The organism is Micromonospora sp. KC213, assembly GCF_004348325.1.
Lineage (GTDB): Bacteria > Actinomycetota > Actinomycetes > Mycobacteriales > Micromonosporaceae > Micromonospora.
Map to the genome: position 1 here is coordinate 1 of NZ_SMKF01000054.1, position 23,496 is coordinate 23,496.

The 23,496-nt window shown below is 71.1% G+C and carries 23 protein-coding genes; 19 read left to right on the top strand and 4 right to left on the bottom strand.

Going from position 1 to position 23,496, the window contains the following annotated elements; translation table 11 throughout:
* Window positions 1-94 precede the first annotated feature (94 nt).
* The 6 genes from E1166_RS13685 (at window position 95) to cysN (ending at window position 6,038) form a co-directional block, all read left to right on the top strand.
* Window positions 95-1,075, top strand: coding sequence for a ribose-phosphate diphosphokinase (locus E1166_RS13685; protein ID WP_132338979.1), 981 nt, complete (start codon window positions 95-97; stop codon window positions 1,073-1,075).
* 340 nt (window positions 1,076-1,415) lie between these two features.
* A complete protein-coding gene (locus E1166_RS13690) occupies window positions 1,416-2,123 on the top strand; it encodes a 50S ribosomal protein L25/general stress protein Ctc (RefSeq protein ID WP_132271205.1) in 708 nt (235 codons plus the stop codon).
* A gap of 91 nt (window positions 2,124-2,214) precedes the next feature.
* Window positions 2,215-2,805: an aminoacyl-tRNA hydrolase gene (gene pth / locus E1166_RS13695; RefSeq protein WP_132338981.1), complete on the top strand. Its 591-nt coding sequence runs from the start codon at window positions 2,215-2,217 to the stop codon at window positions 2,803-2,805.
* Window positions 2,806-2,915: 110 nt separating this feature from the next.
* On the top strand, window positions 2,916-3,734 hold the full coding sequence (locus E1166_RS13700; RefSeq protein WP_132339028.1) for a 3'(2'),5'-bisphosphate nucleotidase CysQ: 819 nt from the start codon (window positions 2,916-2,918) through the stop codon (window positions 3,732-3,734).
* Between the two features lie 79 nt (window positions 3,735-3,813).
* Entirely contained in the window at window positions 3,814-4,728 is a 915-nt protein-coding gene (gene cysD, locus E1166_RS13705) for a sulfate adenylyltransferase subunit CysD (protein ID WP_132270586.1), read from the top strand.
* On the top strand, window positions 4,728-6,038 hold the full coding sequence (cysN, locus tag E1166_RS13710) for a sulfate adenylyltransferase subunit CysN (RefSeq protein WP_132338983.1): 1,311 nt from the start codon (window positions 4,728-4,730) through the stop codon (window positions 6,036-6,038). The genes cysD and cysN overlap by 1 nt, the downstream gene beginning before the upstream one ends.
* Window positions 6,039-6,224: 186 nt before the next feature.
* On the opposite strand, the gene galK is transcribed toward cysN, so the two are convergent.
* Together galK and galE are read right to left on the bottom strand one after the other, a co-directional pair.
* Window positions 6,225-7,382, bottom strand: coding sequence for a galactokinase (galK, locus tag E1166_RS13715; protein ID WP_132338986.1), 1,158 nt, complete (start codon window positions 7,380-7,382; stop codon window positions 6,225-6,227).
* Window positions 7,379-8,362 (bottom strand): UDP-glucose 4-epimerase GalE, encoded by a 984-nt coding sequence (gene galE / locus E1166_RS13720; RefSeq protein WP_132338988.1) that lies wholly within the window; start codon window positions 8,360-8,362, stop codon window positions 7,379-7,381. The genes galK and galE overlap by 4 nt, the downstream gene beginning before the upstream one ends.
* 172 nt (window positions 8,363-8,534) lie before the next feature.
* Between galE and E1166_RS13725 the strand changes: the two genes are divergently transcribed.
* The 11 genes from E1166_RS13725 (at window position 8,535) to E1166_RS13775 (ending at window position 19,501) form a co-directional block, all read left to right on the top strand.
* Window positions 8,535-9,533, top strand: coding sequence for a hemolysin family protein (locus E1166_RS13725; protein WP_132338990.1), 999 nt, complete (start codon window positions 8,535-8,537; stop codon window positions 9,531-9,533).
* 33 nt (window positions 9,534-9,566) lie between these two features.
* Window positions 9,567-10,592: a tryptophan--tRNA ligase gene (trpS, locus tag E1166_RS13730; RefSeq protein WP_132338992.1), complete on the top strand. Its 1,026-nt coding sequence runs from the start codon at window positions 9,567-9,569 to the stop codon at window positions 10,590-10,592.
* Between the two features lie 19 nt (window positions 10,593-10,611).
* Complete coding sequence (locus tag E1166_RS13735; RefSeq protein WP_132338994.1) at window positions 10,612-11,190, top strand: 2'-5' RNA ligase family protein; 579 nt, start codon at window positions 10,612-10,614, stop codon at window positions 11,188-11,190.
* 46 nt (window positions 11,191-11,236) lie between these two features.
* Window positions 11,237-12,172: a YhjD/YihY/BrkB family envelope integrity protein gene (locus E1166_RS13740; RefSeq protein ID WP_132338996.1), complete on the top strand. Its 936-nt coding sequence runs from the start codon at window positions 11,237-11,239 to the stop codon at window positions 12,170-12,172.
* 1 nt (window position 12,173) lies between these two features.
* Complete coding sequence (locus tag E1166_RS13745) at window positions 12,174-12,542, top strand: GntR family transcriptional regulator (protein WP_132338998.1); 369 nt, start codon at window positions 12,174-12,176, stop codon at window positions 12,540-12,542.
* 84 nt (window positions 12,543-12,626) lie between these two features.
* A complete protein-coding gene (locus tag E1166_RS13750) occupies window positions 12,627-13,073 on the top strand; it encodes a hypothetical protein (protein ID WP_132339000.1) in 447 nt (148 codons plus the stop codon).
* A gap of 356 nt (window positions 13,074-13,429) precedes the next feature.
* A complete protein-coding gene (locus E1166_RS13755; protein ID WP_132267922.1) occupies window positions 13,430-13,771 on the top strand; it encodes a hypothetical protein in 342 nt (113 codons plus the stop codon).
* 275 nt (window positions 13,772-14,046) lie between these two features.
* On the top strand, window positions 14,047-15,114 hold the full coding sequence (locus tag E1166_RS13760; RefSeq protein ID WP_165944332.1) for a BMP family ABC transporter substrate-binding protein: 1,068 nt from the start codon (window positions 14,047-14,049) through the stop codon (window positions 15,112-15,114).
* 263 nt (window positions 15,115-15,377) lie between these two features.
* Window positions 15,378-16,898 (top strand): ABC transporter ATP-binding protein, encoded by a 1,521-nt coding sequence (locus tag E1166_RS13765; RefSeq protein ID WP_347813023.1) that lies wholly within the window; start codon window positions 15,378-15,380, stop codon window positions 16,896-16,898.
* A complete protein-coding gene (locus tag E1166_RS13770; RefSeq protein ID WP_132339004.1) occupies window positions 16,895-18,217 on the top strand; it encodes an ABC transporter permease in 1,323 nt (440 codons plus the stop codon). The genes E1166_RS13765 and E1166_RS13770 overlap by 4 nt, the downstream gene beginning before the upstream one ends.
* A 3-nt stretch (window positions 18,218-18,220) precedes the next feature.
* Window positions 18,221-19,501: an ABC transporter permease gene (locus E1166_RS13775; RefSeq protein WP_132339006.1), complete on the top strand. Its 1,281-nt coding sequence runs from the start codon at window positions 18,221-18,223 to the stop codon at window positions 19,499-19,501.
* A gap of 101 nt (window positions 19,502-19,602) precedes the next feature.
* On the opposite strand, the gene E1166_RS13780 is transcribed toward E1166_RS13775, so the two are convergent.
* Both E1166_RS13780 and E1166_RS13785 read right to left on the bottom strand, forming a co-directional pair.
* Entirely contained in the window at window positions 19,603-20,166 is a 564-nt protein-coding gene (locus E1166_RS13780; protein WP_207914227.1) for an SWIM zinc finger family protein, read from the bottom strand.
* Window positions 20,163-22,079 (bottom strand): DEAD/DEAH box helicase, encoded by a 1,917-nt coding sequence (locus tag E1166_RS13785; RefSeq protein WP_207914228.1) that lies wholly within the window; start codon window positions 22,077-22,079, stop codon window positions 20,163-20,165. The genes E1166_RS13780 and E1166_RS13785 overlap by 4 nt, the downstream gene beginning before the upstream one ends.
* 94 nt (window positions 22,080-22,173) lie before the next feature.
* On the opposite strand from E1166_RS13785, the gene E1166_RS13790 reads away from it, so the two are divergent.
* Complete coding sequence (locus E1166_RS13790; RefSeq protein WP_132339010.1) at window positions 22,174-22,659, top strand: MarR family winged helix-turn-helix transcriptional regulator; 486 nt, start codon at window positions 22,174-22,176, stop codon at window positions 22,657-22,659.
* A 69-nt stretch (window positions 22,660-22,728) separates the two neighbouring features.
* Entirely contained in the window at window positions 22,729-23,436 is a 708-nt protein-coding gene (locus E1166_RS13795; RefSeq protein ID WP_132339012.1) for a cytidine deaminase, read from the top strand.
* The last annotated feature ends 60 nt before the right edge of the window (window positions 23,437-23,496 follow it).

Genomic DNA, 23,496 nt, shown 5'->3' on the forward strand with positions numbered 1-23,496 from the left:
GTGGGTGGCGGGTTGACGGCGGGGGATACTGCAACCGACTAGTCCCGGCCACACCGCCGCCGGATACCACCGACCAACGGGAGCAGACGGGCCCATGGGCAGCATCGTCGCCGAAAACCGTAAGAGCCTGATGCTCTTCTCCGGGCGTGGCTTTCCGGAGTTGGCACAGGAGATCGGTGAGGTGCTCGGCGTCGCGCCGACGCCGGCCGACGCGTACGACTTCGCCAACGGTGAGATCTTCGTACGGTTCAAGGACTCGGTGCGTGGTTCGGACGCCTTCGTGGTGCAGTCCGTCACGCACGGGGTCAACACCTGGGTCATGGAGACCCTGATCATGGTGGATGCGCTGAAGCGGGGTTCGGCCAAGCGGATCACGGTGGTCCTGCCGTTCTATCCGTACTCGCGTCAGGACAAGAAGCACCGGGGTCGGGAGCCGATCTCGGCGCGGCTGGTGGCCGACCTGTTGAGGACGGCGGGCGCGAACCGGATCCTCACCGTCGACCTGCACACGGCGCAGATCCAGGGCTTCTTCGACGGGCCGGTGGACCATCTCTTCGCGATGGACGTGCTGGCCGCGTACGTGGAGCGTAAGTTCGCGGGCCGGCCGATGACGGTGGTGGCGCCGGACTCGGGTCGGGTGCGGGTGGCGGAGCGGTGGACGGACCGGCTCGGCGGTTGCCCGCTGGCGTTCATCCACAAGACCCGGGATCCGATGAAGCCGAACCAGGTGGTGGCGAACCGGGTGGTCGGTGAGGTGGAGGGTCGGGTCTGCCTGATCGTCGACGACATGATCGACACCGGTGGCACGATCACCAAGGCGGCCGAGATCCTGAAGGAGTCGGGGGCGGCGGAGATCGTGGTGGCCTCGACCCACGCCCTGCTCTCGGATCCGGCGACCGAGCGGTTGAAGAACAGCCCGATCAGCGAGGTGGTGGTGACGAACACGTTGCCGCTGCCGCCGGAGAAGCAGCTCGACAAGATCACGGTGCTGTCGATCGCGCCGCTGCTGGCCCGGGCGATCCGGGAGGTCTTCGACGACGGTTCGGTGACCACCCTCTTCGGTGGACTGAGCTGACGGGTCGGCCGGCCGGACGCGGACATCCGGCCGGTCACCGTGGCGACGGGCGGCCATGGCGGGGGTGGTGCGGCGGCAGTCCGCCACCCCGGGGGCGTGCGGGTGACCGGGGCGTGCGGATGACCGGGGGGACCGCCGGCAGGACCGGAACCGGCTCGGGTAGACTGGCACGGTTGCCACGGCGAGGGTGCCCGGCGGGCCGCTGAAAAGCACCGCACGGGGGCACCGTCATCGACGCGGTGCTCCGGGCAGTCGTTCATGACGCATGAGCCCCTGCGAGCCCCTCGCCCCAGCACCGCCAGACGACAAGCCGCCGCAGCGAAGCATCAGGAGTTTCCCCGTGTCCGAGGTAAAGATCAGCGCCGAGCCCCGTACCGAGTTCGGCAAGGGTGGTGCCCGCCGTACCCGCCGGGCCGGCAAGGTGCCCGCCGTGCTGTACGGCCACGGCGAGAAGCCGAAGCACATCGCGCTTCCGGCGTTGGAGTTCGCCGCCGCGATCCGTAAGGGCGGCGCCAACCAGCTCTTCGCGATCGAGGTCAGCGACGGCACCCAGGTGCTGGCGCTGCCGAAGGCGATCCAGCGTGACCCGATCAAGGACACCTTCGAGCACGTCGACCTGCTGCTGGTCCGGCGGGGCGAGAAGGTCACCGTGGAGGTCCCGGTCCAGCTGACCGGTGAGGCCGCCAAGGACACCCTGATCGTGCACGACCACGACACCCTGTCGGTGACCGCCGACGCGACCAAGGTGCCGGACCACCTGGAGGCCTCGGTCGAGGGCCTGGAGGCCGGCAACCAGGTCACCGCCGCCGACGTGGAGCTGCCGGCCGGCGTCGAGCTGGCCGCCGACCCGGAGACCCAGGTCGCCGCGGTGACCGCCGCCCCGACCGCCGAGCAGCTCGAGTCGACCCTGCCCGAGGTCGAAGCCGCCGAGGCCGAGGTCGAGGCTGGTGTCGGTGAGGAGACCGCCGAGTCGTCCGAGGGTGCCGAGGCCGGCGCGCCGGCCGCCGCGGGTGGCGAGGAGACCGCCGAGGCGAAGACCGAGGCCTGATCGGTCCGCAGCGTTGCCGGCAGGCGTCCCCGTATCGTCGGGGGCGCCTGTCGGCGTATCGGGACGGGTGTGACGCCGGGAGGGGCGGGACGTGACGGACGAGGCGGGGCCGTGGCTGGTGGTCGGCCTGGGCAATCCCGGCCGGGAGTACGCCGGTAACCGGCACAACGTCGGTTTCATGGTGGCCGACCTGTTGGCGGGTCGGTTGGGCGCGCGGTTCGGGCGGCACAAGCGGGCGGTGGCCGAGGTGGCCGAGGGGCGGCTGGGTTTTGGTGGGCCGAAGCTGGTGCTGGCGAAGCCGTTGACGTACATGAACCTGTCCGGGGGGCCGGTGGCGGCGCTGGCCCAGTTCCACAAGATTCCCGCGGGGCGGGTGATCGCGGTGCACGACGAGCTGGACATCCCGTACGGCCAGGTGCGGATCAAGCTGGGTGGCGGCGAGGGCGGGCACAACGGGCTGCGCTCGATGTCGAAGTCGTTGGGGACGAAGGAGTACGTCCGGGTGCGGTTCGGTATCGGTCGCCCGCCGGGGCGGCAGGATCCGGCGGACTACGTGCTGTCGGATTTCGGAGCCGGGGAGCGCAAGGAGTTGGAGTTCCTGGTGGACCGGGCGGCGGACGTGGTGGAGTCGGTGGTCACCAAGGGTGTGGAGGCCACGCAGAACGCGTATCACGGCGGGTGAGACGCTCGGCGCGTATCGGCCGGGTTGCCGGTAGTCTGCGCCTTCTGACGTGGCGCGACCGGCGGCGTGGCCGCGCGAGGCGACGGGAGCATGGTGTGGGCAGTCCTCCGATGATCGACGGCGCGTTCGCCCGGTGGCTGGCGGCGCGGGCGGGGCAGGCGTTGCTGGGGTTGCGCGCCGAGTTGGGGTTCGAGGACCCGGGCGCGTTGAAGGCGGTGGGCGACAAGCTCTCCCACGAGCTGATCCGTGACGAGCTGGCGAGATGGCGGCCGGCGGACGCGGTGCTCTCCGAGGAGGACGAGGGGGCGCGGCTGGCCTGGGCGGAGGAGGTGAGCACCGGGACGGTGTCCCGGTTGACCGCGGACCGGGTGTGGATCGTCGACCCGCTGGACGGCACCCGGGAGTTTGCCGAGGAGGGGCGGACGGACTGGGCGGTGCACGTGGCGCTCTGGGCGCGGAACGCGCCGACGCCGCACGGGCTGGTGGCGGGGGCGGTGGCGTTGCCGGCGCAGCATCGGGTGCTGGGCACGGACCAGCCGCCGGCGTACCCGCCGATGACGTTGGCGGCGGCGACCTCGGGTGGCGGGCGGACGCTGCGGTTGGCGGCGAGCCGCAGTCGGCCGCCGGTGTTCCTGACCGACCTGGCCGAGGAGGTGGGGGCGCAGCTGGTGCCGATGGGTTCGGCAGGCGCCAAGATCGCCGCCGTGGTGACCGGTGAGGTGGACGCCTACATCCACGCGGGTGGCCAGTACGAGTGGGATTCGGCCGCGCCGGTGGCTGTGGCGACGGCCACCGGCCTGCACGCTTCCCGGATTGACGGTTCTACGCTGAAATACAACGAGGCGGATCCGCGCCTGCCGGACCTGCTGGTCTGTCGCAAGGATCTCGCCACTCGGTTGCTTGCAGCGTTGCAGAGGCATTCCGGGTAGCCTGAGCGCTTGTTCTTGAGATGCCCGACCGGAAAGGTCAGGAAGCCATGCCGGGATCCACGCCGAGCGAGACCGTGTCATGACGGCTCCCGCCCGCTCCTACCAGGTCTCCCACCTCGACGCTCTTGAGGCGGAGAGCATCTTCGTGATGCGCGAGGTGGTCGCCGAGATGGAGCGCCCGGTGCTGCTCTTCTCCGGCGGCAAGGACTCGATCGTCATGCTCCGGTTGGCGCAGAAGGCGTTCGCCCCGGCCAACATCCCGTTTCCCGTCATGCACGTGGACACCGGGCACAACTTCCCCGAGGTGCTGGAGTACCGCGACCAGCGGGTCGCCGAACTGGGCCTGCACCTGATCGTGGCGAGTGTGCCGGAGGCCCTGGCCAACGGCACGGTGCGGGAGTCCGCGGACGGGATGCGCAACCGGATCCAGACGCCGGTGCTGCTGGAGGCGGTGGAGAAACACCGGTTCGACTCGCTCTTCGGCGGCGCCCGACGTGACGAGGAGAAGGCCCGGGCCAAGGAGCGGGTGTTCAGCTTCCGCGACGAGTTCGGCCAGTGGGATCCGAAGAACCAGCGCCCGGAGCTGTGGTCGCTGTACAACGGCCGGCACCACCCGGGAGAGTCGATCCGGGTCTTCCCGCTGTCCAACTGGACGGAGCTGGACGTCTGGCACTACATCGCCCGGGAGCGCATCCCGCTGCCGTCGATCTACTACGCCCACGAGCGCGAGGTGATCGAGCGGGACGGCATGCTCTACGCGGTCAACGAGTTCTTCCGCCCCCGAGCGGGGGAGGAGCGGTTCAAGGCCCGGGTGCGGTACCGCACCGTGGGTGACGCCTCCTGCACCGCGGCGGTCCGCTCCGACGCCGACACGGTGGAGAAGGTGATCGAGGAGGTGGCCGCCACCCGGATCACCGAGCGCGGCGCGACCCGCGGCGACGACCGGGTCAGCGAGGCCGCCATGGAGGACCGCAAGCGGGAGGGCTACTTCTGATGAGCGTCGACACCGCGGCCCCGGCCGCCGAATCCACGCTGCCCGAGGGGCGGCCGATGGACCTGCTGCGCTTCGCCACCGCGGGCAGCGTGGACGACGGCAAGTCGACCCTGATCGGCCGGCTGCTGTACGACACGAAGTCGCTCTTCACCGACCAGCTCGCCGCGGTGGAGGCGGTCAGCGCGGCCCGGGGTGACGAGTACACCAACCTGGCGCTGCTCACCGACGGCCTGCGCGCCGAGCGGGAACAGGGCATCACCATCGACGTGGCGTACCGCTACTTCGCCACCCCGCGGCGGAAGTTCATCATCGCCGACACCCCCGGGCACATCCAGTACACCCGCAACATGGTCACCGGCGCTTCGACCGCCGACCTGGCGTTGATCCTGGTGGACGCCCGCAAGGGCCTGGTGGAGCAGTCCCGCCGGCACGCCTTCCTCTGCTCGCTGCTGCGGGTGCCGCACCTGGTGCTCTGCGTCAACAAGATGGATCTTGTGGACTACGCGCAGGAGGTTTTCGAGCGGATCGCCGACGAGTTCACCTCGTTCGCCGCGAAGCTGGACGTGCCGGACCTGACCGTGGTGCCGATCTCCGCGCTCAGGGGCGACAACATCGTCTCCCGTTCGGAGAACATGCCCTGGTACGAGGGGCCGTCGCTGTTGCACCACCTGGAGCGGGTGCACATCGCCAGCGACCGCAACCTGGTCGACGTCCGTTTCCCGGTGCAGTACGTGATCCGCCCGCAGTCCACCACCGTCACCGACTACCGCGGGTACGCCGGGCAGGTGGCCTCGGGTGTGCTCAAGCCCGGTGACGAGGTGATGGTGCTGCCCTCCGGGTTCACCAGCCGGATCTCCTCGGTGGAGACGGCGGACGGCCCGGTCGACGAGGCGTTCCCGCCGATGTCGGTGACCGTACGGCTGGCCGACGAGATCGACATCTCGCGCGGGGACATGATCTGCCGGCCGAACAACGCCCCGGCGGTGTCGCAGGACATCGAGGCGATGGTCTGCTGGATGGACGAGACCCGGCCGTTGCAGGTCGGCGGCAGGTACGCCGTCAAGCACACCACCCGTTCCGCGCGGGCGATCGTGCGCGCCCTGCACTACCGGCTGGACATCAACACCCTGCACCGGGACGATGCGGCCGGCGAGCTGAAGCTCAACGAGATCGGTCGGGTCCGGCTGCGTACGACGGTGCCGTTGCTCGCCGACGAGTACCGCCGCAACCGCACCACCGGCGGCTTCGTCATCATCGACGAGGCCACCAACCGTACCGTCGGTGCCGGCATGATCGTCGAGGCGGGCTGACCGAGGCCACCTCGCCGGAGCCTCCGGCCGGGCCGGCCCGCGCGGCGTGGGCGAGATCGACTTTGTGTGCGCCAGTCGGGGTGCCCGGGCCACGGGACACTCCCCACTGGCGCACAACAAAGCGGCCGGTCGGCGCCCGGGGCGTCGGTCGCCGTCCGGGCGTCGGTCGGTGATCCGGCGTCGAGGTCAGTCCAGGCGGGTGGCGCCGGGGGCGGGCAGGACCGTGACGTGGCCCGGCGCGGTGAATCCGCGTGCGGCGTACGCGTCGGTCACGGCCTGCGCCACGGTCACGGCGGCGGCGGCCTCGACCAGGGCGAGCACGCAGCCGCCGAAGCCGCCGCCGGTCATCCGGGCGCCGAGCGCCCCGGCCGCGAGTGCCGCCTCGACGGCGGTGTCGATCTCCGGCACGGTGATCTCGAAGTCGTCGCGCATGGAGGCGTGCGAGGCGGTCAGCAGCGGGCCGATCTCGCGTACCCGGCCGGCGCGCAGCAACGCGACGGTGTCGAGCACCCGCTGGTCCTCGGTGACCACGTGCCGGACCCGGCGGCGGGTCTCGTCGTCCGGCAGCTTCGGCAGCGCCGCGTCGAGGTCGGCGACGGAGACGTCGCGTAGGGCGGGCACGCCGAGCGTGGCCGCCGCGGCCTCGCAGGACTTCCGGCGGGAGGCGTACTCGCCGTCGGCGTGCCGGTGCGGGGCACGGCTGTCGACGACGAGCATGGCCAGGCCGGCGGCGTCCAGGTCGAACGGAATGTGCTCGACCTCCTCGGTGCGGCAGTCCAGGAAGAGCGCGTGGCCCTTCCGGCAGCGGATCGCCGCGGACTGGTCCATGATGCCGGTGGGTGCCCCCACGTAGGCGTTTTCGGCCCGCTGGGCGAGGCGGGGTTGCCGCTCGGCGGGCAGGTCCAGCCCGCCGAGGTCGACCAGGGCGGTGAGCACCGCCGCCTCCAGAGCGGCCGAGGAGGAGAGCCCGGACCCGAGCGGCACGTCGGAGGCGATCGCCAGGCGGGCACCGGGCACGGCGTGGCCAGCCTCGCGCAGCGCCCAGACCACCCCGGCGACGTACGCGCCCCAGCCGGTGACCCGGCCGGGCTCGTCGACGTCGGCGGCGACGAACTCGATCTGTCCGTCGGTGGTCTCGGACCAGACCGTCCAGCGGTCCCCGTCCTGCGGCGCGGCGGCCACGACGGTACGCAGGGACAGCGCGAAGGGCAGCACGTAGCCGTCGTTGTAGTCGGTGTGCTCGCCGATCAGGTTGGCCCGGCCGGGAGCCGCCCAACGGCCCGCCGGCTCCTGGCCGTACGCGGATCGGAAGCCGGCGGTGGCGCGGTCCTCGACGTCGGTCACTGCTGCTCCAGGAGGTGGGTGCGGTAGAAGGTCCAGGCGTCGGCGACCATGTCGTGCAGGGTCGGCTTCTGCGGGGTCCAGCCGAGTTCGGCGCGGGCCAGCGCGGAGGAGGCGACCAGTTCGGCCGGGTCGCCCTCGCGGCGGGGGGCGACCTCCACCGGCACCGGGTGGCCGGTGACCTCGCGGACCACGTCGGCCACCTGGCGGTTGGTGAAGCCGGCGCCGTTGCCGAGGTTGTAGATGCGGTGCTGGCCGGCGGTGGCGGCGGTCAGCGCGAGCAGGTGGGCGCGGGCCAGGTCCTCGACGTGGATGTAGTCGCGGACGCAGGTGCCGTCGACGGTGGGGTAGTCGTCGCCGAAGAGTTGGAGCTTCTCCCGCCGGCCGGCGGCGACCTGCAACGCGATCGGGATGAGGTGGGTTTCCGGGTCGTGCCGTTCACCGATGGCGACGTCGCCGTGCAGGTACGCCCCGGCGACGTTGAAGTAGCGCAGCGAGACGGCGGCCAGGTTGTGGGCGATCGCCTCGGAGGTGAGCACCATGTCGACGGCGAGTTTGGTGGCGCCGTACGTGTTGGTGGGGGCCTTGGCCGCCGTTTCCGGGATGGGCAGCTCGGTGGGGTTGCCGTAGACGGCGGCGGTGGAGGAGAAGACCAGGCGCGGCACCCCGGCGGCCCGTACGGCGTCGATGAGCGCGATCGAGCTGACCGTGTTGGCGTGCCAGTAGAGTTCCGGCCGGACCATCGACTCGCCGGCGGCGATCAGCGCGGCGAAGTGCAGCACCCCGTCGAAGCCGGCCTCGGGGGTGAGCACCTGGGCTGCCTCGTGGACCGGCAGGTCGACGTGGGTGGCGTCCGGGGCGAGGGCCTCCCGGTGGCCGGTGCGCAGGTCGTCGAGGACCGTCACGTCGTGGCCGTTGTCCAGCAGCATCCGGGTCACCACGCTGCCGATGAAGCCGGCGCCGCCGGTGACGAGTAGTTTCACGTCGGTCCTCCCTGCCTGGCCGGGGTCCGCCACGGCCGTCGTGATCACCCTACGACCGGAGCGGTGCTCCCGCTCCGCGTCAACCACCCGCTATTCCACCATGAACCTCCACGATTGAACAGATCCGAACATGGCCGGTTGTGGTGCGTCACGGAGCCCTACCATCAGCTACATGCGCACGGGTGGTCCCGGGTCGCGGCGGCGAGCGCCGGGGCGACCCCGACGCGTACCCGGTCCGGTGGCGCGCGGGGTGGCCCGGCTGGTGGTCCGAGCCGCCGACGGCGCCACCCGGCTCGTCACCGACCTGCTCGGCGCGAGCCCGGCCGCCGGCCGGGAACGGATCAGCGAGGACGAACTGCGCGACCTGGTCGCCGCCAACACCGTGCTCGACCCGGACGAGCGCCGAATCATCGACGAGGTGCTGGTGGCCGGGGCGAGCCTGGTCCGCGAGGTGATGATGCCCCGCACCGAGGTGGTCTTCCTCTCCGCCGGCACGGGCCTCGCCGAGGCCCGGCGGATGGTCCGCGTCGAACCGCACAGCCGCTACCCGGTGATCGACGGCACCCACGACGACGTGGTCGGCTTCGTGCACCTGCGGGATGTGCTGCTCCGCCCCGACCTCGACCCGTGCACCACCGTCGGCGAGTTCACCCGCGAGGTGAAGCGGCTGCCCGGCAGCAAGCGGGTGCTCGCCGCGCTGACCGAGATGCGCCGGGAGGGACACCACCTGGCGGTGGTGGTCGACGAGTACGGCGGCACCGCCGGCATCGTCACCCTGGAGGACCTGATCGAGGAGCTGGTCGGCGAGATCCACGACGGGTACGCCGACGCCGACGCCGCCGGCCTGCCCACGGTGGTGGACGGCCGGCTCAACCTCGCCGACTTCGCCGAGCGCACCGGGGTGGCACTGCCGACCGGGCCGTACGAGACGGTCGGCGGCTACGTGATGGCCGTGCTGGGCCGGCTGCCGGTCGCCGGGGACGAGGTCCCGGTGGCCCCGCCCGACCGCGAGCCCGGTGGGCCGGACGGCGGCTGGCTGCTGCGGGTGCTGGCCCTGGAGGGGCGGCGGGTGTCCCGGGTCGGGGTCTCCGCCACGCGCCTACCGGAACAGCGGCGCGAGGTGACCGCCCCGGCCGCTCCGGTGGCGAGCCGACCCGCCGGGCCGTCATGACGTACGCCGGTCCTTGCTGACAGAATTGCCGCCATGTCCGACGCACCCGCCCGCCCGCGTGTCTTCTCCGGTATCCAGCCGACCGCCGACTCGTTCCACCTCGGCAACTACCTGGGCGCGGTGCGGCACTGGGTGGCCCTGCAGGAGAGCCACGACGCGTTCTACTGCGTGGTCGACCTGCACGCGATCACCGCCGGGCACGACCCGAAGGAGCTGCCGCAGCGGACCAGGATGGCCGCCGCGCAGCTGCTCGCCGTCGGCCTCGATCCGGAGCGCTGCACGCTGTTCGTGCAGTCCCAGGTGCCCGAGCACGCGCAGCTGGCGTGGGTGCTCGGCTGCGTCACCGGGTTCGGCGAGGCCAGCCGGATGACCCAGTTCAAGGACAAGTCACAGAAGCAGGGCAACGAGCGGGCCAGCATCGGCCTGTTCACGTACCCGATCCTGCAGGCCGCCGACATCCTGCTCTACCAGGCCAACGCGGTTCCGGTCGGCGAGGACCAGCGCCAGCACCTGGAGCTCTCCCGCGACCTGGCGCAGCGGTTCAACTCGCTGTTCGGGCAGACCTTCACGCTGCCCGCGCCGCACATCGTGAAGGACACCGCGAAGATCACCGACCTACAGGACCCGACGGCCAAGATGTCGAAGTCGTCCTCCTCCCCGGCCGGCATCGTCAACCTGCTGGAGGACCCGGCCCGGTCGGCGAAGAAGATCCGCTCCGCGGTGACCGACACCGGCCGCGAGATCGTTTTCGACGCCGAGCACAAGCCCGGCGTGTCCAACCTGCTCACCATCTACTCGGCGCTGTCCGGCCGGAGCATCGACGAGCTGGTCGCCGCGTACGCCGGCAAGGGGTACGGCGATCTGAAGAAGGACCTCGGCGAGGTGGTGCGCGAATTCGTCACGCCCGTGCAGGAGCGCACCCGGGGCTACCTGGACGACCCGGCCCAGCTCGACAAGCTGCTCGCCGCCGGCGCGGAGAAGGCCCGGGCCGCGGCCGCGCCAACGCTGCGTACGGCCTACGACCGGGTGGGGTTCTTCCCGCCGGTGCGCGTCGAGTAGCGCGGTCGGGTTCGTCAGGGTGGAGTCGGCGGCGGGAGGGGTGGCGCGGAGCGTGGATCGCAGGGGCGGGGCGCCGGACGCCGGTGACACCATCCAGATCGGGATCGCGGTGGACATCCCGGAGCCGTGGGGCGACATGCTCACCCGACGTCGGGTCGAGGCGGGCGACCCGCAGGTGGTGCCCGCGCACGTGACCCTGCTCGGGCCCACCGAGATCCCCGTCGCGGCGCTGCCGGCGGTCGAGGCACACCTGGCCCGGGTGGCCGCCGCGCACCTGCCGTTCACCCTGCACCTGCGGGGTACCGGCACGTTCCGGCCGGTGACCCAGGTGGTGTTCGTGGCGGTGGCCGCCGGCATCAGCGAGTGCGAGCTGCTCGCCGCCGCCATCAACGCCGCTCCCGAGCTGCACCGGGAGGCCCGCTTTCCGTACCACCCGCACGTCACTGTGGCGCAGGACGTCGCGCCGGAGGCGCTGGACCGGGCGTACGAGGATCTGGCCGACTTCTCCGCGATGTTCGAGGTCGACTCCTTCACCCTCTTCTCGCACAGCTGCGAGACCCGGTGGCAGCCGCGCCGGGACTTCCGGCTGGGCGGCTGAGGTCGTCCGGTCGTCCTGGGCCCGGGTGTTCGGCGAGGATGGCAGGGTGGACGCGTGGGGGCGGCTGACGGCGGGCATCGACCGCCGGCTCACCACGGCCCGGCACCGGTGGCCCCGGTTCGACCACCTGTGGCGGGCGGTCGACCTGTACGGGGCGGTGCTCGGCGGGCGGCTCGCGGCGGCCATCGCCTACTACGGGTTCTTCGCCGTCTTCGCCCTCGCGTTGGTGGCGTACTCCGTCTTCGGGGCGATCCTGGAGGCCAACGACGAGGTCAGCGAGGCGGCGGCCGATTTCCTGCGGCAGAACCTGCCCTTCCTCGATCCGCAGCAGATCGCCCAGAGCAGCAACACCGTCGGTGTGGTCGGCCTGGTCATCCTGGTCTTCACCGGGATCGGCTGGGTGGAGGCGATCCGCTCGTCGCAGCGGCTGATGTACGGCTTCGACCAGCAGCCCGGCAACCTGGTGATGCGCCGCCTGGTCGACCTGGCGGTGCTGCTGCTGGTCTTCGTGATGCTCGGTGTCTCGGTGGCGGCGGTGGACGCGCTGGAGTCGCTGCTGCGTTTTCTGCTGCGGGCCACCGGCTCGATCGGCCTGACCACGGTCAGCGCGGTGCTCAGCGTGCTGGTCAACCTGGTGATCGCGACGGCGCTGCTGGTGGCGGTGCCGCGGCTGCGGATGAGCCGACGTCGGCTGCGGCCGGTGGTGCTGCTCGTCGCGGTGGGGATCACGCTGCTCAACACCGTGGGGCGGTACTACATCGTGCGCACCGAGCGGAACCCGGCGTACACGGTGGTGGCCGGCGCGGTGGGCGTGCTGCTCTATCTCTACCTGCTCAACCAGTTGGTGCTCTTCGGTGCGGCGCTGGCCGCCACCAGCCGGCACGGTCGGGTGGTGGATCTGGCCGACGGGCCGCCGCCGGCCGACCTCGACGTCGAGGCCGACGAGGTGATCGATCCGGGTACGCCGGGAGGGGCGGGCTGACATGTTGATCGAGATCGACCCGGGTTCCCCGGCGCCGCCGTACGAGCAGGTACGCGGGCAACTGGCCGCCCTGATCGGCGACGGGCGGCTGCCGGTGGGCAGCCGGCTGCCCCCGGTGCGGCAGCTCGCCGGAGAGCTGGGGCTGGCGGTGAACACCGTGGCACGGGCGTATCGGGAACTGGAGGCGGCGGGGCTGCTGCGCACCCGGGGCCGGCACGGCACGTACGTCGCGCCGGGCCGGGACGACGCGACCGACCGGTTGCAGCGGGCCGCCGTCCGGTACGCCGAGGAGGCGGCCCGCCTCGGCATCTCCCCGGACCGGGCACTGGCCCTGGTCCGCGCGGCCCTGGACGCCGCCGGACCGACCTGAGCGTCGGGTTCCCGCGCTGGCGAGGAAACCTGAAATAGGGCAAATGCCGCCCGGCCTGGTGAGTCGACCGACCATGATGGGGCGGTGGGCGCACTCGTGACGTTGGACCTGCCGGACGACTCGCCGATGCTCGGCCTGCCGTGGGTCGTCACGTTCGGTCCGCTCGGCGACCCGGCCCAGTGGGAGCCGGTGGTCTGCGGCCCGTACGAGCGACCGCACGCGCTGGCCCTGGCCGAGGCGGTGGTGGCCGAGGAGCAGTTGATGGCGGTGGTCGAGCCGCTGGTGCCGGCGCTCTCCGCCGACGAGGTCCGGGGCGAGATCGCCGCCGCGCAGCTCGCCGCTCGGGACGAGCTGGCCCGGATCGAGGAGTCCGACCTGTACGGCGACTTCTCCGACGTCGTCGACGAGGAGTTGGAGCGGGCGGCCGCGCAGGAGGAGCAGCCGCCCACGCCGAGGCCCGCCCCGACCGAGGAGGAGCTGCGGGCCGGCTTCGACCGGATCGCCGAACTGCTGCGCCGCAAGGGGCGGTGAACCGTCCGGCCGGCGGCGGTGACCTCGCCGTGACGGCCCGGCCAGGGTGCGGGCGGCACGACACCGGCGCTCGGGGAGAACCCGGAGCGCCGGCGTCGCCTCACCCCCACCACAAGGGGTCGACGCCCCAGCCGCCCGTCGGCGCGGAGCACAACGAACGGCCAGGTCCTGGCGAATACCCCGCTCCGCGCCCGCCACACCACCTGCCGCAGGTGGGGCCGTCCCGCCTTTCGAAAAGCGCGGGTTGCCGCAGGCGGAGTAGATCACCAACGAGCGGGGCGGCTTCGATCACGGATCGGAGACGGCCCGGCGCGGCTTCTACTACAAACCGTCGTTGATGGGGGAGGATGGCGGATGTGGAAGCTCTTCGACTGATACTCCTCTACGTCCATCTGATCGGGTTCGCGCTGCTGCTCGGCGGTGCCGTGGCCCAGTACGTCGGCGGCCGGCTGCGGATCAACGCGGCCATGCTCGGGGGCTCGGTGATCGGCCTACTGACCGGCATCGGCCTCTCCGCGCCGCTGCGCGACGGCGACGAGCCGGCACCCGCGAAGCTCGTCACCAAGCTGGTGCTGGCGCTGCTGATCTTTGTCATGGTCTTCTTCTCCCGCAAGCGGGCGGACGTCAACCGCGGCCACTTCCTCGGGATCATCGTGTTGACCCTGGCCAACGCGGCCGTGGCGGTGTTCTGGCGGTAGTCCGCGTGACCCGCCCGGGGCCCCGGGGAACCGACGTCCGGGATGCCGGGCGGGCCATCCGTCACCACGCTGAGTGATCTGCCCCACGCCAGCATTACGCCCGGGTAACAGCCGTTCAACAGTCGGGCACGATTGTCGGCCGGCGGGCGGGCGCGGGCGTACGCTGCCGTCCGTAACGTGGGAAGCCGGCAGCACGGCGCTGGTCGGTACAAGGCTGGCACCGCATCGAAGCGCGGTGTGCAATGGAAGGAGACGTCTTGCGCTCTGTGCGTGGGATGCGGATCGCCTCCGCCGTCGTGGCGGGTGGGCTGGTGCTGGGTGCCGCCGCGTGTGGTGAGGCCCCGAAGGAGGACAACAACGCCGGTGACGGCGGCAAGAAGTACACCGCCTGCATGGTGACCGACGTCGGCGGCATCGACGACAAGTCCTTCAACACCTCCGCCTGGAAGGGCCTGGAGGAGGCGAAGAAGGACAACGGCAACATCGACATCAAGTACGTCGCGTCCAAGGCCGAGGCGGACTACGAGGTCAACCTGACCGGGTACGTCAACCAGAAGTGCGACTTCATCCTGGCCGTCGGTGGCCTGATGGCGGACGCCACCAAGAAGATCGCGCAGGCGAACCCGAACCAGCAGTTCGGCATCGTCGACGCGAACCCGGGCGTGGCCAACGTCTACCCGATGCAGTTCGACACCGCCCAGGCCGCCTTCCAGGCCGGCTACCTGGCCGCCGGGATGAGCAAGACCGGGAAGGTCGGCACCTACGGCGGTCTGCCGATCCCGCCGGTGACCATCTTCATGGACGGTTTCGCCGACGGCGTGGCGCACTACAACCAGGCCAAGGGCAAGAACGTCCAGGTCCTCGGCTGGGACAAGGCGACCCAGAAGGGCTCCTTCTCCAACTCCTTCGACAAGCAGGACGAGGGCAAGAAGGTCTCCGACGCGCTGGTCGCCCAGGGCGCGGACATCGTGATGCCGGTCGCCGGCGGGGCCGGCCTCGGCACCACCGCCGCGGCCAAGGCCTCCGGCGGCAAGTACTCGGTCATCTGGGTCGACGTCGACGGCTGCGAGAGCACCCCGGACTGCCCGGTCCTGGTGACCACCGTCGTCAAGAACATCCCGGACGCCGTCAAGGAGGCCGTGCTCAAGGCCGCCGGTGGCGAGAAGCTCCAGGCCCAGCCCGGCTTCATCGGCACCCTGGCCAACAACGGCGTCTCCATCGCCCCGTACCACGACTTCGACAGCAAGGTCCCGGCCGACCTGAAGGCCGAGGTCGAGAAGCTCAAGGCGGACATCGCGGCCGGCACCATCACGGTCACCTCAGCGGCCCAGCCGACCAAGTGACCGCCTTCCCGACCCTCGCGGTGCGATCATCGACCGCGAGGGCCGGCGGGCACCAGGCATGACGATCGGCCGCCTCGGCGTACGCGGGCAGGACCCGCGGTCGCCGGGGCGGCCGATCCGCTCCACCCCATCGGCCGACCCCGCCGGGCGGCTGGCCGGACGGCAGCTACGCTGCACCATCGCTCGCACTCCAGGAGGTTGCGCTGAGACTCGAACTGCGCGGCATCACCAAGCGGTTCGGTGATCTGGTCGCCAACGACCACATCGACCTGACGGTGGAGCCTGGAGAGATCCACGCCCTGCTCGGCGAGAACGGTGCCGGCAAGTCGACCCTGATGAACGTGCTCTACGGGCTCTACCAGCCCGACGAGGGCGAGATCCTGGTCGACGGTCGCGCGCTGAAGCTGAGGGGGCCGTCGGACGCGATCGCGGCCGGGATCGGCATGGTGCACCAGCACTTCATGCTGGTGCCGGTCTTCACCGTCGCCGAGAACATCATGCTCGGCGCCGAGCAGGTCCGCGGCGGCATCGCCGGCTTCCTGGACCGCCGCCGGGCCCGACGCGAGGTCGCCGAGGTCTCCGAGCGGTACAACCTGCGCGTCGACCCCGACGCGATCGTCGAGGACCTGCCGGTCGGCATCCAACAGCGGGTGGAGATCGTCAAGGCGCTCACCCGCGACGTCGACCTGCTCATCCTCGACGAGCCGACCGCCGTGCTCACCCCGCAGGAGACCGAGGAACTGCTCACGGTCATGCGGTCGCTCAAGGCCGCCGGCAAGTCCATCGTCTTCATCACCCACAAGCTCGGCGAGGTGAAGGCGATCGCCGACCGGATCACCGTGATCCGGCGCGGAAAGACCGTCGGTACCGCCTCCCCGGAGGCGAGCCGGGACGAACTCGCCGCCCTCATGGTGGGCCGCAGTGTCCGGCTCACCGTGGACAAGCAGCCGGCCACCCCGGGCAAGCCGATCCTGCAGGTCGCCGGCCTGGTCGTCGACGACGACCGGCAGTGCCGCGTGGTCGACGGCGTCGATCTGACCGTACGCGCCGGCGAGGTGCTGGGCATCGCGGGCGTACAGGGCAACGGCCAGACCGAGCTGATCGAGGCGATCATGGGCCTGCGGCCGACGCTCGCCGGTTCGGTGACCCTCGACGGCGAGCAGATCCACGGCTGGTCCACCAAGAAGGTGCTCCGCGCCGGGGTCGGCTACGTGCCCGAGGACCGCAGCGTCGACGGCCTGGTCAAGGAGTTCTCCGTGGCGGAGAACCTGGTCCTCGACATCTACGACCGGCCACCGTTCGGCAAGGGCCTGGCCCTGCGGCCGGACGCCATCGCGAGATCGGCGCGGGAGCGGATCGCGCAGTTCGACGTGCGTACCTCGTCGGCCGAGGCGCCGGTGGGCACCCTCTCCGGCGGCAACCAGCAGAAGGTGATCGTGGCCCGGGAACTGTCCCGGCCGCTGAAGCTCTTCATCGCCGCCCAGCCGACCCGTGGCGTCGACGTGGGCTCGATCGAGTTCATCCACTCCCGGGTCATCCGGGAGCGGGACGTCGGCACCGCCGTCATGGTCGTCTCCAGCGAACTGGACGAGGTGATCGGGCTGGCGGACCGGATCGCGGTGATGTACCGCGGGCGGATCATCGGCATCGTCGGCCCGGACACGCCACGGGAGGAGATCGGCCTGCTGATGGCCGGCATCACTCCGGACCGCGCCGGGACCACCCCGACCGGCGACACTCCGGCCGTCGCCCCCGAGATCCCTGGCAACGAGGACACGGAATGACCAATTCCCACCCGGTGTCGGGCTCCCCGGACAAGGAGCCGGCGACCGAACCAGCACTGGCCGAGGCGGCCGGGGCCGACCGCGCCACCACCATGACCGCCCCGAGGCGGCCCGAGGAGCCCCGCCCCTCGCTGGGCCGGCTGTTCCTGGACAACCTCTGGGCGGCCAACACGGTCACCGTGACGGTGCTCTCGTTGTTGCTGGCCATGCTGATCGGCGCGATCCTGATCATCGTGTCGGACCCGGAGGTGCTGGCCACCTACGGTTACCTCACCGCGCGTCCGGCCGACGCGGTCACCTCGTCCTGGGCGGTGGTCAGCGAGGCGTACGCGAACCTGTTCAAGGGCGCGGTCTTCGACCCGGAGGCGAGCGGCTTCACCGCCGCCCTGAGCCCGATCTCCGAGACGCTCACGTACACCGCGCCGCTGGTCTTCACCGGCCTGTCGGTGGCGCTGGCCTTCCGGGGTGGCCTGTTCAACATCGGCGCCCAGGGCCAGGCGACCATCGGTGTCATCCTGGCCGCCGTCGCAGGTTTCGCGCTGCCGCTGCCCCCCGTGGTGCACCTGCTCGTCGCGCTGCTCGCCGGTGCGGTCGGCGGTGCGGTCTGGGGCTTCGTCCCGGGCATCCTCAAGGCGCGGGCCGGTGCGCACGAGGTGATCAACACGATCATGCTCAACTACGTCGCGGTCTACTTCCTCTCCTGGATCATCGTCCAGAGCGGGGTGCAGAGCCCGGGTCGGGCCGACGCGATCAGCAAGCCGGTCGACCCCTCGGCCCAGTTGCCCCGGCTGCTCGGCGACAACCTGCGGGTGCACGCGGGCATCCTGCTCGCGGTGCTGGCCACCTGGTTCGTCGCCTGGCTGCTCAACCGCTCCACGCTCGGCTTCGAGCTGCGTGCGGTGGGTGCCAACCCGGACGCCGCACGGACCGCCGGCATCAGCATCACCAAGACCTACGTGCTGGTCATGGTGATCGCCGGCGTGCTCGCCGGGCTCGGCGGCAGCCAGATGGTGCTCGGCACCACCGCCACCGCGCTGACCCCACTGGTGGTGGCCCAGATCGGCTTCGACGGCATCCTGGTGGCGCTGCTCGGCCGGGTGAAGCCGTGGGGCGTGCTGCTGGCCGCGCTGCTCTTCGGCGCGTTGCAGGCCGGCGGCAACCGGATGCAGTCGTACTCCGGGATCTCACTGGAGCTGGTCACCGTGCTCCAGGCGCTGATCGTCATCTTCATCGCCGCGCCGGCCCTGGTGAAGGCGATCTTCCAGCTCCGGGCCGCCCGGGCCGCCCGGCTGCAGACGAGCCTCGCGAAGGGTTGGTGAGGCATGTCCACCACGGCTGTTCCCGACGTCGCCGTCGCCCCGGTCGACCAGGGCTTCTGGACCCGACACCGGAAGATCGGCGCGGTCCTGCTCGCGCTGGGCCTGCTCGCCACCGTGCTGTTCGGGGCGCTCGCCACCGGCCAGCAGGCGCGGTTCACCCTCAGCGAGACCGAGGGCGGCGCGGCGCTGGAGATCAACGGCACCGTCGGCGCGATCCTGTTCGGCGTCGTCACCCTGCTGGCCGGCGGCGCGCTGCTGGCCGGCGTGCCGAAGCGCTGGTTCACCCTGGTGCTCGGCGTCGGCCTGCTCACCTTCGTGCTGAGCTTCCTCTGCTGGCAGGTCTCGGCCGCCCCCGAGGGCCGCAACTTCATGCCCCTGGTCAACGTGGTCCGAGGCACCTTCATCCTGGCGCTGCCACTGATCTTCGGCGCGCTGGCCGGTGTGCTCTGCGAGCGCTCCGGCGTGGTCAACGTGGCCATCGAGGGGCAGCTGCTGATGGGCGCCTTCAGCGGCGCGCTCTTCGGCAGCATCTCCGGCAGCGTCTGGGTCGGCCTGGTCGCCGCGGCGGTCGGTGGCGCGTTCATCTCACTGCTGCTGGCCGTGTTCGCCATCCGCTACCTGGTCGACCAGGTGGTCATGGGCATCGTGCTCAACCTGCTGGCGGTCGGCGTCACCGGCTTCCTCTACGAGCGGTTGATGCAGACCAACGCGGAGCGGTACAACAGCGCTCCCCGGTTCTCCAACTGGGAGATCCCGCTGCTCTCCGACATCCCGCTGCTCGGGCCGGCCCTGTTCCGCGGCAACCTCTTCCTCTACCTCGGATTGCTGTTGGTGCTGGTCATCCACATCGCGTTGTTCCGTACCCGGTGGGGGCTGCGGACCCGCTCGGTGGGCGAGCACCCGACGGCGGCCGACACGCTGGGTGTGAACGTGCTGCGGCTGCGGTACCGCAACGTGATCATGGCCGGCGTGGTCGCCGGCATCGGCGGGGCGTCGTACACGCTGGCCCTCTACACCTTCACCAAGAACATGATCGGCGGTAAGGGCTTCATCGCCCTGGCCGCGTTGATCTTCGGCCGGTGGAGCCCGACCGGCGCGCTGCTGGCGGCGCTCTTCTTCGGCTTCGCCGACCAGCTCGCCACCTACCTCGGTGCGATCGGCAGCGCCATCCCGAGCCAGTTCCTGGCGATGCTGCCGTACCTGGCGACGATCCTGGCCGTGGCCGGGCTGGTCGGCCGGGTCCGGGCGCCGGCGGCGGACGGCAAGCCGTACATCAAGGGCTGATTCACGCCGCTGGCGACGCAACGCGCCCGACATCCCGTTCAAGCAACGTGCCCGGCCGGTGACGTCACGTCACCGGCCGGGCACGGCTGTCCGCCGTCCCGTCAGTCGCCGTAGAAGGCGACCGGGTCGAGCGCCGTCAACGCGATCCAGCCGGGAAGGGGCGGTGCCACGGGGTCCGTCGCCCCGCCGCGCAAGCCGACGGCGAGCGCCGGGCGCTCGTCGATCTGCTGGGCCAGGGCATAGAGGGTGGCCAGGATATGCACGCAGGGACGCTTACGGCTGCGGCAGGCGCACTCGGCTCGCAGCTCGTCCAGTCCGGCCGCGACGGGGATGCCCTCCTGCCGCAGGTCCGCCTCGAACGAGTCGGAGAGGTCTCCGGCGATCAGCACCGGATGCTCCGCGAGCGACTTCTCCAGTAGCCGCCGCACCTGGGCCTGAGTCTGTGGTGACCAGAGCGGCACGTCGATGTGAACAGGTTGCACCGCGTCGGCGGCAGAAACCCGTGCCTCGATCCGGCCCGGTTCGGTGGTCAGTTCGACGGCGTGGTTGCGAGCGAGGGTGCGCGCCCTGGGCAACAGGGCGTTCGGGCCGGAGGCGGCGATCGCGGCGACGCTGCGTACCCAGGCGCGTCCCCAGGGGGTGGAGCCGAACTCGGCCGCAATCATGCCAGCGCTCCTGAATCGAGATCGATGACGGCGTGCAGTTCTTCGTCGGAGAGGCGCGCCAGGGCGGCGTCGGTTCTGCCCAAGGCGATCTTGGCGAAGCCACGCTTGTTCTCGTGCATCGCGGCGATGTGGTCCTCCAGCGTGCCGCCGGTGACCAGCGTGTGCACCGTGACGCCGCGCCGCTGACCAATCCGGTGCGCCCGGTCGGTGGCCTGCTCCTCTACCGCCGGGTTCCACCAGCGGTCGTAGTGCATGACGTGGGTGGCCCGGGTCAGGTTGAGGCCGAAACCGGCGGCGCGCAGGCTCAGTAGCAGGACCGGCGGCGCGTCCGCGCTCTCCTGGAAATCGCGGACGAGTTCTTCGCGGCGGCCGGCGGAAAGCCCGCCGTGTAGGAACGGGGTCGGGCCGGCGCCGAGAGTCTCGGTCAGGTGATCGGCCAGCAGCTCGCCCATGGCGCGATACTGGGTGAAGACCAGTGCTCGCTCCCCATCGTCCACGATCTCTGCCAGCATCTCGGCGGCCCGGTCGAACTTGCCGGATCGGCCCAGCTCGGCCTTCTCCTCCCGCAGGTACTGGGCAGGATGGTTGCAGATCTGCTTCAACTCGGTGAGCAGCGCGAGAACCCGGCCCCGTCGGGCGATGCCGACGCCGAACCCGTCGGAGAACGCCCGGTCCACCGCCTTCCGGTACAGCCGGGCCTGCTCGTCGCTGAGCGTGCACACCACGGTCGAGTACAGCTTTGGCGGCAGGTCGGCCGCGACGTCGGCCTTGGTACGGCGCAACAGGTGCGGCTGGATCAGCGTGTGGAGCGCCGCGGCGGCGGTGGCCGAACGCCGCTGCTCGATCGGTGTGACGAACAGCTGTCGGAACCGGTTACGGCTGCCGAGTAGCCCGGGGTTCGTCACGTGCAGGATGGCCCAGAGTTCGTCCAGGCGGTTCTCCACCGGCGTACCGGTCATGGCGATCGCCGCCGTGGCGGTGAGTTTCGCGGCCGCCCTGCTGACCTGGGCGTCCGGGTTCTTGATCTGCTGTGCTTCGTCGAGGATCACCACGTCCCACCGGGTCCGGGTCAGCGCGGTGTCCCGGCGCAGCACCGGATAGCTCGTGATCACGACGGCACCGGGCGGGACGGTGCTCGGCAGTTTCCGTTGTGCGCCGTGGTGACTGACCACCACCGTGTCCGGCGAGAAGCGGGCCAGCTCCCGCCGCCAGTTGCCGATCAGCGAGGTGGGGCACACCACCAGGTGCGGCCCGACGGTCCGCCGGGAGGCGAGCAGGCAGATCGCCTGCAGTGTCTTGCCAAGACCCATCTCGTCGGCGAGCACCCCGCCTTGGCCGGAGCGGGGCCGTGCGGTGAGCCAGGCGACGCCGTGTTGCTGGTACGGCCGCAGTGTCGCGTGGATGGTGGTGGACCGCAGCGCGGCCCGAGCCCTCAGCGCCTGGCGGAATTCGGTGAGCAACACGGTGGGGGTCACGATCGCCGTGCCTTCGGCGTTGAGCGCGCCGTGCGCGGCCGCCGGCATCCGCTCACCCAGTGCGGCGAAGGCGTCGTCGTCGTCCAGCATTCGGACGGCCTCGCGCCAGGTCCGCAGGGAGGCGCTCTCCTCGTCCGGCGGTACGGGCGTGCGCAGGGCGTGCACCGCCGAGTCGAGGTCGACCAGGCGAACCGGGACGGTGGCCGCGCGGACCCGGCTTCCGTCCGCGACGGCCAGCCGGCAGGTGCCGGGCCGCCCGGCCGGCAACCCATGCTCCTGGACCGCCTGCTCCAGGAGCTGCACTCCCCACCAGGCCATCGCGTTCTCGTTCGGAACGAAGGTCGCTTGCAGCCGCCCCGGGAGCGGAACGGCGTCCGGTTCGGATGCCACGCCCGCGCGGGGCGTGGCGGGCTGCAGTGGGTTTGCCGCGACAGGCACTGGAGCTCCTTTCGAGGCCAGCGGTACACTGATTTCAGTGCATCATGCAACAGTTGCGCGACGCACATTAGTCACCGGGGGTGATTCGAGTCAAATGCCAAGCAGCACGCAACATGGGCAGATTTCCGGCCCTTCTCTCACCGATCAGGTCATCGACGCGTTGCCGGACTGGATCACGCACCTGATCCAGATCAACAGCTTGGTCGCCGACCGGATGGGCCTGGTCGTGACCGATTTCCACTGCCTGCACGTCTTGCAGCAGGACGGGCCGACCACCACCGGGGCGCTGGCCAACCGTGTGGGCCTGACCCCTGGTGCCGCCTCCCGGATGGTGGACCGGCTGGTGGCCGCCGGTTGTGTGAAGCGGGTTTCGGACGCCGCGGACCGACGGCGGGTCCTGGTGGAGGCGACGGACGAGGGGCTTGAGCGGGCCAACGCCCACTATGCCGGGCTTACCGCGCGCACCCGCGAGGATCTGGCGGCCTTCGGTGAGGACCAACTCCGGGCGCTACTGCAGTTCATCCGGTTGTCCGAGTGCAGCGCGCTGGCGGAGGTCCGGCGCCTGCGGGCGGAGAGGTGACGGTCCGTGCCTCGGTGCCTGGTGACGCTCCGTTGAAGCTGTCCAGTCGCCATCCGGCAGAATGATGGGATGACGGAGATCGACTGGGAGCGGCTGCGGGTCGCCGCCACCGAGGTGATGCGGCACGCGTACGTGCCGTACTCCAAGTTCCCGGTCGGCGCGGCCGCCCTGGTCGACGACGGCCGGATCGTGGTCGGCTGCAACGTGGAGAACGCCGGCTACGGCGTCACCCTGTGCGCCGAGTGCGGGGTGGTCAGCGCGCTGCACGCCACCGGCGGCGGTCGGCTGGTCGCCATGTCCTGCGTGGATGCCACCGGCGAGCCACTCATGCCCTGCGGCCGGTGCCGGCAGCTGCTCTGGGAGAACGGCGGCCCGGAGTGCCTGGTCGAGACGAAGGACCGGCCGCTGCGGATGGCCGAACTACTGCCGCACGCCTTCGACGTGGCCGACCTGGAGGCGGTCACCGGGGAACGCCCGGTGCCGGTGGTGCCGGACCGGCTGGCCGCCTGGCGGGGCCGGGGCACCGTCTTCGTCCACCCCGACCTCTCCGCCGGCCAGCAGGTCTGGACGGCGTACTGGGAGCGGTCGGCGGGCGACGTGAACGCCGAGACCGGGGTGCTGGAGGAGGGCCCGAGCTGGGACGACCCGGCCGAGGCAATCACCTGGGGACTGGCCCGGACGCCCCGGGTGGTGGTGGTCGACGCGTCGGGCACCATCTTCTGGGCCGGCGAGGGGGAGCCGCCGATGGAGATACCAATCCGGTGGTCTGCTTCTTGAGCCTGGGCAATGGGCCCGACCGCGGTTCGGTATCCGCAACGACTGGAGAAAGATCAGCTG